Raw genomic sequence first — 12118 nt, 5'->3', positions numbered from 1 at the left:
GCTCGGTGAACATGCAAGGCAAAACTCGTTAGATATAGTGACGTCGGGAGTGGCGTGAGCCGCCATGGTTAATGTCGCATTAACCCCATTGCGTCTATTTTGCTGGCATGGGCGCTCTGCGCACATCTTCAGCGATGACGACAATCAACGGGCAGCGGATCATGACCAGAAGCAATCAGGCGGCATATGACAGTCGGCCCAATCGGTTCGTGCTTTCGACCTTTGTCTGGCGCCAGATCGCAGCGCTGGCCGGGTTTGCGATTTTTATAGCGCTCGGCTTTGCCGTAGCAGCTCTCTCGACATGGAATGTCGCCGATCCGAGTTTCTCCTATGCAACAGCCGACGAGCCACGAAATATTCTTGGCTACACCGGTGCCGCCTTTGCCGACATCTTCATGCAGTTCTTCGGGATCGCCAGCGTCGTCGCCCTCTTGCCGGTCGTTGCCTGGGCACTGGTCCTGATCACCGGCAAACCCTTCGATCACATTCTCAAGCGTGCGGCCGCCTGGTTCGGCGGCGCCGTGCTTGCCTCGGCGGCGCTCAGCTGCGTGCCGGGCCCTGTCACCTGGCCGTTGCCCAACGGTCTCGGCGGCGTTTTCGGCGACATGATCCTGCGCTTTCCGGCGCTGTTCACCGGCGCCTACCCGACCGGAACCTTTGCAACCATCCTCGGGGGTATCTTTGCCGTGCCTGCGGCCTGGATGCTGATCTACAGCTCCGGCCTGATCGGTGTCGGCGACCCAGATGAGGTTGAAATCGACGCACCTGTCGCTCCGAGCAAGGCACGTACCGTCAGCGACGCCGCAGAGGATGACGACAGCGAAGGCGCGATCATGCTGATGATCGGCGCGCTGACGCACATGCGCTTTACTGCCGAAGCCCGTATCCGGCGCCTGTTCGGTCTCACCGGCCGACGCCGGAGCACACCGCGGCATTTCGACGAGCCCTATGATTTCAATGGCGACGAATTCGGGACACTGAACGAACCGGCGCGCGCGAAATCCACCCCGATGACCCGCGTCGAGCCGTCGCTCGACCGCAGCGAGCGACGCGCGGTCTCGGCACCGCCAATGTCGGTGGACGAAGACGACAACGACGACGATGACGCATTCGATTTGGACGCGCGCCGCCCGGCGGGCATCCTCCCGGACGAAGACGAGGACGACGTCGCTGCCGACTGGGCGCCCGTCCCGGCGCCGCGCAAGGCTGTCCCGAATACCGTCTCTGGCACGCGGGTCGTTCCACCAGCACCGCGGCCGAAATCCGGTCAGCGCATCGAACGGGAGGCCCAGGCATCGCTGGTTTCCGACGACGAAAACTTCATCCTGCCGCCGCTGCATTTCCTCGCAGAACCGAAGAATGTCGCGCGCGATTCCACCCTTTCGGCCGATGCCCTCGAGCAGAATGCACGCATGCTTGAAGGCGTGCTTGAGGATTTCGGCGTCAAGGGCGAAATCATCCATGTCCGCCCGGGCCCGGTCGTCACCATGTATGAACTGGAACCGGCGCCGGGCATCAAATCCTCGCGCGTCATCGGCCTTGCGGATGACATCGCCCGCTCGATGTCGGCGATCGCCGCCCGTGTTGCTGTCGTGCCCGGCCGCAATGCCATCGGCATCGAGCTACCCAACAACCGCCGCGAAACCGTCTACCTGCGCGAACTGATCGGCTCGCGCGATTTCGAGACCAGCAAGACCAAGCTTGCCATGGCACTCGGCAAGACGATCGGCGGCGAACCTGTCATCGTCGATATCGCCAAGATGCCACATCTTCTGGTGGCCGGCACGACCGGCTCCGGCAAATCCGTGGCCATCAACACCATGATCCTGTCGATCCTCTACCGGCTGAAGCCGGAACAGTGCCGATTGATCATGATCGACCCGAAGATGCTCGAGCTGTCCGTCTATGACGGCATCCCGCATTTGCTGTCCCCGGTGGTGACCGATCCGAAGAAGGCCGTCGTCGCGCTGAAATGGACCGTGCGCGAGATGGAAGAGCGCTACAAAAAGATGTCGAAGATCGGCGTGCGTAACATCGACGGCTTCAACAGCCGGGTCGAGCAGGCCATGGCCAAGGGCGAGCAGATCAGCCGCACCGTCCAGACCGGCTTTGACCGCCAGACCGGCGAGGCCGTCTACGAGACGGAAGAATTCGACCTGCAGCCCATGCCCTACATCGTCGTCATCATCGACGAGATGGCCGATCTGATGATGGTCGCCGGCAAGGACATCGAAGGTGCCGTCCAGCGCCTCGCCCAGATGGCCCGTGCTGCCGGCATCCATGTCATCATGGCGACCCAGCGCCCATCCGTCGATGTCATCACCGGCACGATCAAGGCGAACTTCCCGACCCGCATTTCCTTCCAGGTGACCTCGAAGATCGACAGCCGCACCATCCTGGGCGAACAGGGCGCCGAACAGTTGCTCGGCATGGGCGACATGCTCTACATGGCCGGCGGCGGTCGCATACAGCGCGTCCACGGCCCCTTTGTATCCGACACCGAAGTCGAGCAGGTCGTCGCCTACCTGAAGACACAGGGCTCGCCGCAATATCTCGAGGCAATCACCGAGGATGACGACGAGGACAATGAGGGCGGCGGCCCGGCCGGAACATCCAACCTCGCCGATTCGGACGATCCCTACGACCAGGCGGTGGCCATCGTGCTGCGCGACGGCAAAGCGTCTACATCCTACATCCAGCGCCGTCTCGGCATCGGCTACAACAGGGCTGCGTCGCTGATCGAACGCATGGAGCAGGAAGGCGTCATCAGCCAGGCCAACCACGCCGGAAAGCGCGAAATTCTCGTGCCGACGGAAGACGATATCAGCGGTCGCTAGACGCGATCGCCTGATTCAGGAGCAAATGCAGGCGGCGTCGGCCTTTCAGGCCTTGAAGGTGCCGCACTTGCGCTCCACATCACACTGAGTTTGAAGGAGACTGCGATGACCGACAACCAGACACGCCATGCGGACGCAGGAAAAGGCTTCTCGCTGATCTCGCGTCGTTCGTTCGTCTGCGGCCTGACCCTCGCCGCCGCACTGGCCTTGACCGGCCTGCCGCTGGAACAGGCGCAGGCGCAGGCAACGAGCGCTGCGCAGAAGATCGCCGACCATTTTGCATCCGTGAAGACCATGAGCGGCGAGTTCGTGCAGTTCGGCCCGCGCGGCGAACAGACCGGCGGAAAGTTCTACATCAGCCGGCCCGGCAAGATCCGCTTCAACTATGAGGCGCCCTCGCCGATGCGCGTGATCGCCGATGGCAAGTCCGTGGTCATCGGCAACCAGAAACTGAAGACCTGGGATATCTATCCGCTGTCGAAGACGCCGCTCAACCTGCTGCTCTCCAACAAGATCGACCTGTCCGGCAAGATGGTCCGGGACGTCAAGGAAGAGGCAGACCTGATCACCATCGTTCTCGGCGACCGGAGCATCTTCGGCGATTCGACCATCACCATGATGTTTGATCCGAGGACCTACGACCTTCGCCAGTGGACCATTACCGACGCGCAGAAAAAGGATACGTCGGTGATGATCTTCAACGTCAAGAACGGTCTTGCGCTGGACGACAAGGTTTTCGCGATCCCCTATGATCAGGTCCGCAACAGGGGCGGCTGATCGCGAACCAGATCGCGTCAACCCAGCGGGTGATAGGTCCGCTTTTGTTTCCGTGTGGCCGAACGCCGAAAAACTGTTAAAGAGCGTTGCCGCGTCGCATGGGCGGGCGGAGCAGACGCTTTTTGAAGAGGTTTCCGGAAATGGCATTGTCGATCGCAACGTGGAACATCAATTCCGTGCGGCTGCGCATGCCACTGGTCGAGCATTTCCTTAAAGTCTGGGCGCCTGATGTCCTCTGCCTGCAGGAAACCAAGGTGCACAATGGCGAATTTCCCTTCTCGCCGCTGCGGGCGCTGGGCTACGAGCACATCGCCATCCATGGCCAGAAGGGCTATCACGGTGTCGCCACCATCTCCCGTCTGCCGCTGCACGAACTGACCGATCGGCGCGACTATTGCGGCGTCGGCGATGCCCGCCATCTTTCCGTCCTGTTCGATAAGAACGGCAAGACCATCCGCCTGCACAATTTCTATGTTCCGGCCGGCGGCGATGAGCCCGACCGCACGATCAATCCGAAATTCGGCCACAAGCTGGATTTTGTCGAGGAAATGAAGCTGCTGCATGCCGAGGCCGACGCCGGCATCTCGTCGATCCTCGTCGGCGATCTCAACATTGCCCCGCTCGAGCATGATGTCTGGTCGCAAAAGCAGCTCCTGAAGATCGTCAGCCATACGCCGATCGAGACCGAGGGCCTGACGACCATCATGCGCGACGGCGCCTGGGTCGACCTGATGCGCCAGCACACACCCTCTCCGGAAAAGCTCTACACCTGGTGGAGCTACCGGGCCAAGGACTGGGAGGCCGCCGATCGCGGTCGCCGCCTCGACCACATCTGGTCGTCCGCCGATCTCTCATCGCACCTGACGAATGTCGAAATCCTCAGGGAAGCCCGCGGCTGGGAACGGCCATCCGACCACGTCCCGGTGATTGCCTCGTTCGATCTGTGAAATCAGCCCTCAAGGCCTGGAAGCTCACCCGAATTTGGGCGCCAGCTTTTCCATATTCGCGATCATAGTCTGTAGATTGTCGCGGATACGGGCTTCGACGGCGGCGGCGACTTCGGGATATTCTTCCAGCATGCGGCGGAACAGCTGGCGGTTGATGCGGATGACTTCGCTTTCCTCCTCGGCGGTCGCGGTGAATTTCCGCTCGACGAAGGAGATCATTGCCAGTTCCGACAGAAGTGTACCTCGCCCCACGGTCTGAACAGCCTCAATGCTGCCGTCCCGGACAGTTCGGCTAAGGCTGATCGAGCCGCTGGCCACGGCAAAGGCGCAATCGGCCGGAGCGCCCTCGCGAAACAGCTGCTGACCGCGGCTGAGACGACGGCGCTCGGCCCCGAAAGCGATCAGCCGCAGCTTGTCCTCGCCGATATCCGCAAACAGCGGGACGATGGAAAGAAGGGCAATGTCGTCATTCAGCGCCAAAGCGATACCCCGGAACAAGCATTCTGCGGACGCCGATCATGCCCGGCCCTGCTGCTCGTCGTTATGGAACGATCTTGTAACCGCCATTCTCTGTCACCAAAATCTCGGCATTGGAAGGGTCCCGCTCGATTTTCTGGCGCAACCGGTAGACATGGGTCTCCAGCGTGTGCGTGGTGACGCCAGAATTATAGCCCCAGACCTCTTCCAGAAGCACGTCGCGGGTCACCACCTTCTGTTCCGCCCGGTAGAGATAACGGATGATCGCGGCTTCCTTTTCCGTCAGCCGGATCTTCTGGCCATTGTCGAGTGTCAGAAGCTTCTGCCCCGGCTTGAACGTGTAGGGACCGACCGTGAAGGTAGCGTCCTCGCTCTGTTCATGCTGGCGCAACTGCGCCCGGATGCGGGCCAGCAGCACAGCAAAACGGAACGGTTTGGTGACATAGTCGTTCGCTCCTGCTTCCAACCCGAGGATCGTGTCGGAATCAGTGTCATGGCCGGTCAGCATGATGATCGGCGGCTTGAAGCCGCCCTTGCGCAGAAGCTTGACCGCTTCGCGGCCATCCATGTCCGGCAGGCCGACATCCATCACCAAAAGCGCAATCTGCTGGGCGCGGGCCGTCGCCATGCCCTTGGCCGCCGTCGGCTCCTGGAGAATGTTGAATTCCTCGTAGAGCGCCAGCTGCTCCGTCAGCGTCTCGCGCAGATCATTGTCGTCATCGACCAGTAGAATAGTGCGCGTGTTCATGGAAAAACGTCCTCCTTGCATGCCGTCCCAGACTAACGCAATCGCTGTCCGAGACAAGCGACGCAGCCCTTCACCCGTTTGTTACATCTTGTGTAGTGCTATGATGAGCTTTCGGATCACGAACAACGCAAAAAGCTGTGAGTAAAATGCGTTTAAAAGCAGAAAAATCGGTCGGAAGACCCTCGACAATGACCGTTCGGGCCAAGCCCGGTGATCGCAGCCGCGCGCTCGTCTCTTTCGGCGGACGCACCGAAGAGGCCGCCATCGGCCGCAGCGGCATGTCATCGCGCAAGCGCGAAGGCGATGGCGCCACCCCGATCGCCAGCCTGAAACTCCTCTACGGCTATGCCCGCACCGACCGCATCCGCTCGCCCGAAACCGCGCTTGATCTCATCCCCATACGCTCCGGAATGCTCTGGTGCGACGAGCCGCGCCACGCCAGCTATAACCGCCTCGTCTCGGCACCGTTCAACCACAGCCACGAACGCATGATGCGCGAAGACGGCCTCTACGATGTCTGCCTGGTGATGGACTGGAACATGACGGGACGGAAGCGATATGGCGGCTCGGCGATCTTCTTCCACATCGCCAAACCCGGCTACAAGCCGACCGAGGGCTGCGTGGCGGTGAGCGTCCCGGCCATGCGGCGCTTGCTGCCGTTCATGAGACGCGGCACGATCGTCAAAATCGTGCGGTAGCCGCCCGCAAGCTGGCGGCAGGGGTGACCGCCGGCTACGCTTTCGATGACGAACACGCGCGGAAATCACCCCGGAGCCATGGTCCTCCCCCTTTTAAGGGGAGGGCAGAAAGCTCACTTCCAGTCGCGGATATCGACGAAGTGGCCCGAGACGGCAGCGGCAGCGGCCATGGCGGGCGATACAAGATGCGTGCGACCCTTGAAGCCCTGGCGGCCTTCAAAGTTGCGGTTGGAGGTCGAGGCACAGCGCTCGCCCGGCTTCAGGCGGTCATCGTTCATTGCAAGGCACATCGAGCAGCCCGGTTCGCGCCAGTCGAAGCCGGCAGCCTTGAAGATCACGTCGAGACCTTCTGCCTCCGCCTGTTCCTTGACGAGGCCCGAGCCCGGTACGATCATCGCCGAGACGGTCGAGGCCACGGTGCGGCCTTCGACGACTTTCGCGACTTCACGCAGGTCCTCGATGCGGCCGTTGGTGCAGGAGCCGATGAACACGCGGTCGATGGCGATGTCGGTGATCTTCGTGCCCGGCTTCAGGCCCATGTAATCGAGCGCACGCCATTTCGAGGTGCGCTTGTTCTCGTCCTGGATCTCGTCCGGGTTCGGAACGATGCCCTGAACCGAAATGACGTCTTCCGGCGACGAGCCCCAGGACACGATCGGCGGCAGCTCGGCAGCGTTCAGAACGACGACGCGGTCGTAATGGGCGCCTTCGTCGGTCTGCAGCGTCTTCCAGTAGGCGATCGCCTGTTCCAGCGCCTCGCCCTTCGGCGCGCGCGGCTTGCCCTTGATGTATTCGAAAGTCTTTTCATCCGGCGCGATCAGGCCGGCACGGGCACCGCCTTCGATCGTCATGTTGCAGACGGTCATGCGGCCTTCCATCGACAGGGCGCGGATCGCTTCGCCGGCAAACTCGATAACGTGGCCGGTGCCGCCGGCCGTGCCGATTTCACCGATGATCGCGAGAATGATATCCTTGGCGGTGACATGCTCCGGCAGGACGCCATCGACACGCACCAGCATGTTCTTGGCCTTCTTCTGGATCAGCGTCTGGGTGGCCAGCACGTGCTCGACCTCGGACGTACCGATGCCGTGCGCAAGCGCGCCGAAAGCGCCATGCGTCGAGGTGTGGCTATCGCCGCAGACGATCGTCATGCCCGGCAGGGTAAAGCCCTGCTCCGGCCCGACGATGTGGACGATTCCCTGGCGCTTGTCGCTGGCCGAATAATATTCGACCCCGAAATCGGCGGCATTGGTTGCCAGCGCTTCCACCTGGATGCGGCTTTCCTCGTTCTTGATGCCGAGATGGCGATCCGGCGAAGTCGGCACGTTGTGATCGACCACGGCCAGCGTCTTTTGCGGCGCCCGCACCTGACGGTTGGTCATGCGCAGACCTTCGAACGCCTGCGGGCTCGTCACTTCGTGAACGAGATGGCGATCGATGTAGAGAAGACAGGTTCCGTCATCCTGGCTGCTGACCAGATGGTCGTCCCAGATTTTATCGTAGATTGTACGCGGTGCGCTCATGGCTTTTCATCCGTGGTAAGAAAGAGATCAGGAATGCAGGCGAGACGGCGCCGGCGGCCAGTCGGGACGAGCCCGAGGATCAGCGACGCCGGCTGCTGAGCGCGCCGCACACGCACGCAAAAAACCGCGCCGGCAGACGCTTGTGGTCCTGCAGCACGACGATTTTCTGCTCAAAACATCCGAATTTGGATTCCATGAGCGGGCATATATCAGTTTTCTCGAAGACCAGCAATATCGGCCATGTCACAGGCATCGCCGGATAGCCCAAAAACACGGCCGCAGGCGCTTGCTTCAGAAAGCGCGGCTTGGTGGAGTGCAGGTACGACGGGAACCACCGGAATGGGGTTGATAGGTGTGATCCGACGCACGGTAGGAACGAAAACGGGCACGGCACCAGTCCGATCCAAGAACGCCACTCTCGTAGCCCACGGAAACCACAGGGATCGCTGCGCCATAGGATGCCGTGTCATAGGACGGCGCATTCGCCTCCGCTGCATTCGCCACCGAGAAAGACGATACGCAGGCCCGGCGCGCGCCGGAAAACGCGCGGTAGCTATTGTCCTCCGCGCGATAGGACCTGTATTTTGCCCTGCACCATGCAGCATGGCTGGGATTGACCGCCATTTCCGATGCCGTGGCTGCCTGAGGACTGCCCAAGCTGTTGTCCCCGCTCTGCAACGCCTGCTCGGCATCGGGTTTCGGATCGCCTGCGCGCTGCGTACGCGCGGCGATTTCAAGCAATTCGCCGGCGGTACGGTTTTCCCTGTCGAGATAGGTTGCCTCCGACGTCCAGAGCGGCGATCCGAGATGCTGGAATGCATGGGCAGCCGGCGCGGAGACAAGGGCTGAGGCGACATGCGTTCCGGCGAGGCAGAACACCACGGCGAGGGCGACACTGGACGTCAGCAGGAAGACGTTTTTCATGAAAGGCAATCCCGATTGGTTTGCGTCACAATGCGCAAATCGACCTGGAGTTCCCTGAAATTGCAGCCCAATCGCAAAAACGGCTAGCGTTCGGCCCGGCCTTTGCGCAAACGCATCTCCAACCGCCGCAAACCCAGCGAAAGACCGATGGTCAGGATCAGATAGACGTAAGCGACGATCGAATACGTCTCGAAGAACCGGAAGGAACCGGACGCGTAGACCTTGCCCATCTGGGTGATGTCGGCGACGCCGAGCACGGAGACGAGCGATGAATCCTTGACCATTGCCACGAAGTCATTGCCGAGCGGCGGCAGGATCACCCGCACGGCCTGCGGAAACACCACCAGCCGGAACCGCTGGTATCGCGACAGGCCCAGCGCCTTGGCCGCCTCGACCTGCCCCTTGTCGACGGAGAGGATGCCGGCCCGGAACACCTCCGCGATAAAGGCCGAATAGCCGATCGTCAGCGCAATGATCGCGCGCCACATCAGCGACACGTCACGCACCAGCATCGGCTCGATATAGCCGCCGTCGATCAGCGGCGTCAGCAGGACGTTGATCACAGTCACGATCGCCGGAGCACCGACGAAGGCGATGTAGAACAACAGCACCAGCACCGGAATGCCGCGGATGACCTCGGTGTAGAACCGCGCGATCTGCCGCAAGACGGCACTGTCCGACAGCGCCATCAATGCGATGCCAAGGCCAAGCGCCGTCGCCAGCAGAAAGCCCACCAGCGTCACGAAGACGGTGATGCCGATGCCGGCGGACACGACTTTGAAGACCTGGGAATAGACGTCACTGGCGATGATGACCGCGGCAAGCACCACGGCAATCACGACAAGGGCGACCAGCCACCAGGGATAGTCGCCCTTCGACGCAGCATTGTGCGGATGGGCAGGCGTCATCGGCAGGCGATCATTCGCCCATCTTGTAGTCGACGAACCACTTCTTGTTGAGCGCGTCGAGCGTTCCGTCCGCCTTCATTGCAGCAATGGCGGCATTCACCGGAGCAACCAGATCGGAGCCCTTCGGGAAGATGAAGCCGAAATCCTCTGAGCCGAGCGGTCCACCGACGAGCTTCAACCCGCCATTCGACGAATCGACATAGCCCTTGCCCGCCGTGCCGTCGGTCAGAACCACATCGACGTCGCCGGTCTTCAGCGACTGCACGGTCGCGCCGAAGGTTTCGAAAAGCTTGATGCGCGGGTTCTGTTCGTTGCCATCAAGCACTTCATAGACCGCCGTATAGAAGGGCGTCGTGCCGGGCTGCGCGCCGACCAGGCCGTCGGCGAACGCACCGAAGCTCTTGGCATCGGTGAACCGGGTCTCATCGCCACGCACCAGCATGAACTGTTCGGAACGCATATAGGGATCGGAGAAATCCACCTTCTCCTTGCGCTCGTCCTTGATGGTGATGCCGGTCATGCCGATGTTGTACTGGTCGTCCGACACCGCCTGGATCATCGCATCCCAGGAGGTGTTCTGGTATTCGAGCTTGAAATTCAGCCGCTTGGCGATCTCTTCCATCGCGTCATATTCCCAGCCGATCGCCTTGCCGGTTTTCGGATCGACGAATTGCAGCGGCGGATAGGCATTTTCAGTGACGACGACCACGCTCTTGCCGGCAAGATCGGGAAGATCCGCCGCAACGGCGCCAAGCGGCGAAAGAACAAGGGCGGTCAGGCCGGCGAGAACAAGGCGACGGGAAAACATGGCGGGCTCCTGAATTGTGGCAGGGGAGACTGTCATGAAACCTCCGGCCAAGGCAAGGGCGGAAAAGCCGCGTCAAAACGTTTCATGGGAAAGGCAGGCGATGAGCAACAACGCAGCCTGCGAGCGGGAACCAGGTAATCTTTTGGTCACCTTGGGTGGAAAACCTGCCTCCTTTCGCAGCGACGCGCTTCTCCGTACCGTCGTTTCGGCTGCAGAGACATCCCCTGATCCGCGCCGTCAACCGAACAAGGATAAGCGTCATGAAAACCAGATTCCGATCCATTGCCCTTGCCCTTTGCCTGATCGGCGCGACCGCCGCGGCCGGCCAGGTGCGCGCGCAGGAAGCGGTCGTCGCGGCGCCGGACGCCGAGGCGCTCTTCACCAGCTCCGACCCTGTCTTGCATGCCAACAAGCAGGTGGTCTACGGAATTATCCGTGATCTGCTCGAGGCCAATCAATGGGACAAAGCTGACCTCTACCTGACCCAGCGTTACATCCAGCACAATCCGAATGCTGCGTCTGGCCGCGCCGGTGTGGTGCAGTACTTCAAGGAGATCCTGAAACGCGAAGCGTCGCCGATCCCGGAAAAGATCAAGACGCCTGTCGCCTTCGTTACGGCGGAAGGCGACCTCGTCACTGTTGGCTTCGTTCGCGAGATCACGGACGAAAAGGATCCAACAAAGTCCTATACGACGACCTGGTTCGATACATGGCGGATCAAGGATGGAAAGGCTGATGAACATTGGGATCCGGCAACCCGGCCCTGATCAGCGCGCAGGCATCACACCAGAAATAGAAAAGGCGGCCCGAAGACCGCCTTTTCGTCATTCCTGAGAATGAAATTATTCGGCCGAAGCCTCGGCTGCCTTTGCGGCTGCGGCTTCTTCAGCGGCCTTGGCGGCAGCTGCTTCTGCGGCTGCGGCATCTGCTGCTGCCTTTTCGGCGGCCAGCGCCTGGGCTGCTGCGACCTTTTCAGCTTCGATGCGTGCCTTTTCCTCGGCAACAGCGGCGCGTTCTGCGTCATTCAGCTTGCGGGCGCGCGTGCCGGTATCTTCAACGATACGGGCCGACTTGCCGCGACGATCGCGCAGGTAATAGAGCTTGGCGCGACGCACCTTGCCGCGGCGAACGATTTCGACGCCTTCAACCATCGGCGAAAACACCGGGAATACGCGCTCGACACCTTCGCCATAGGAGATCTTGCGAACGGTGAAGCTTTCGTTGATGCCGCCGCCGGAACGGGCGATGCAAACGCCTTCATAGGCCTGGATACGGGTACGGGTACCTTCTGTCACGCGGACGTTGACGCGGACGGTGTCGCCAGCCGAAAATTCCGGCAGCGTGCGCTTGGCGGAAATCTTGGCGGCCTGCTCGGCTTCCAGCTGCTGAATGATGTTCATTGTCTAACCTTTTCAAGTTCTTCTGAAACAGCCAGAGCGCCCGGGCGGCTTTTTGGATCATCCCCGAAAGG

At 61.2% G+C, this 12118-nt stretch carries 12 protein-coding genes; 5 read left to right on the top strand and 7 right to left on the bottom strand.

From position 1 onward, the window contains the following. Positions 1 to 161 precede the first annotated feature (161 nt). The 3 genes from AX760_RS05310 to AX760_RS05300 all read left to right on the top strand — a co-directional run bounded on the left by AX760_RS05310 (position 162) and on the right by AX760_RS05300 (position 4561). The gene (locus AX760_RS05310) at positions 162 to 2837 is read left to right on the top strand and encodes a DNA translocase FtsK (protein ID WP_071831978.1); all 2676 of its coding nucleotides are present in this window, start codon (positions 162 to 164) and stop codon (positions 2835 to 2837) included. Positions 2838 to 2942: 105 nt separating this feature from the next. After that, positions 2943 to 3614: an outer membrane lipoprotein carrier protein LolA gene (locus AX760_RS05305; RefSeq protein ID WP_071831942.1), complete on the top strand. Its 672-nt coding sequence runs from the start codon at positions 2943 to 2945 to the stop codon at positions 3612 to 3614. A 140-nt stretch (positions 3615 to 3754) separates the two neighbouring features. Next, positions 3755 to 4561, top strand: coding sequence for an exodeoxyribonuclease III (locus AX760_RS05300; RefSeq protein ID WP_071831941.1), 807 nt, complete (start codon positions 3755 to 3757; stop codon positions 4559 to 4561). A gap of 24 nt (positions 4562 to 4585) precedes the next feature. Here the strand turns inward: AX760_RS05300 and AX760_RS05295 are convergent, their stop codons facing one another. Next, positions 4586 to 5041 carry a cyclic nucleotide-binding domain-containing protein gene (locus AX760_RS05295; RefSeq protein WP_071831940.1) on the bottom strand — a complete coding sequence of 152 codons (456 nt, stop codon included), beginning with the start codon at positions 5039 to 5041 and terminating at the stop codon, positions 4586 to 4588. 61 nt (positions 5042 to 5102) lie between these two features. Next, positions 5103 to 5786 (bottom strand): response regulator transcription factor, encoded by a 684-nt coding sequence (locus tag AX760_RS05290; RefSeq protein WP_071831939.1) that lies wholly within the window; start codon positions 5784 to 5786, stop codon positions 5103 to 5105. Between the two features lie 146 nt (positions 5787 to 5932). Here AX760_RS05290 and AX760_RS05285 point away from each other — a divergent pair, with 146 nt between their 5' ends. Beyond that, complete coding sequence (locus AX760_RS05285) at positions 5933 to 6484, top strand: L,D-transpeptidase family protein (protein WP_071831938.1); 552 nt, start codon at positions 5933 to 5935, stop codon at positions 6482 to 6484. Between the two features lie 113 nt (positions 6485 to 6597). Here AX760_RS05285 and leuC read toward each other — a convergent pair whose 3' ends face one another. The 4 genes from leuC to AX760_RS05260 form a co-directional block, all read right to left on the bottom strand. Then, positions 6598 to 8007, bottom strand: a complete 1410-nt coding sequence (gene leuC, locus AX760_RS05280) for a 3-isopropylmalate dehydratase large subunit (RefSeq protein ID WP_071831937.1) — start codon at positions 8005 to 8007, stop codon at positions 6598 to 6600. A gap of 291 nt (positions 8008 to 8298) precedes the next feature. Further along, on the bottom strand, positions 8299 to 8931 hold the full coding sequence (locus tag AX760_RS05270) for a BA14K family protein (protein ID WP_071831935.1): 633 nt from the start codon (positions 8929 to 8931) through the stop codon (positions 8299 to 8301). Positions 8932 to 9014: 83 nt separating this feature from the next. Next, positions 9015 to 9839, bottom strand: a complete 825-nt coding sequence (locus AX760_RS05265; protein WP_071831934.1) for an amino acid ABC transporter permease — start codon at positions 9837 to 9839, stop codon at positions 9015 to 9017. A 10-nt stretch (positions 9840 to 9849) separates the two neighbouring features. Next, positions 9850 to 10647, bottom strand: coding sequence for a transporter substrate-binding domain-containing protein (locus AX760_RS05260; protein WP_071831933.1), 798 nt, complete (start codon positions 10645 to 10647; stop codon positions 9850 to 9852). Between the two features lie 260 nt (positions 10648 to 10907). On the opposite strand from AX760_RS05260, the gene AX760_RS05255 reads away from it, so the two are divergent. Further along, positions 10908 to 11414: a nuclear transport factor 2 family protein gene (locus AX760_RS05255; protein WP_071831932.1), complete on the top strand. Its 507-nt coding sequence runs from the start codon at positions 10908 to 10910 to the stop codon at positions 11412 to 11414. A 75-nt stretch (positions 11415 to 11489) separates the two neighbouring features. Here the strand turns inward: AX760_RS05255 and rplS are convergent, their stop codons facing one another. Then, the gene (gene rplS / locus AX760_RS05250; RefSeq protein WP_071831931.1) at positions 11490 to 12047 is read right to left on the bottom strand and encodes a 50S ribosomal protein L19; all 558 of its coding nucleotides are present in this window, start codon (positions 12045 to 12047) and stop codon (positions 11490 to 11492) included. Between the last annotated feature and the right edge of the window lie 71 nt (positions 12048 to 12118).

Origin of the sequence: Pararhizobium antarcticum, assembly GCF_001885585.1 — a bacterium.
Taxonomy (GTDB): Bacteria; Pseudomonadota; Alphaproteobacteria; order Rhizobiales; family Rhizobiaceae; genus Pararhizobium; species Pararhizobium antarcticum.
This window is presented reverse-complemented; position numbering and strand designations above follow the sequence as displayed.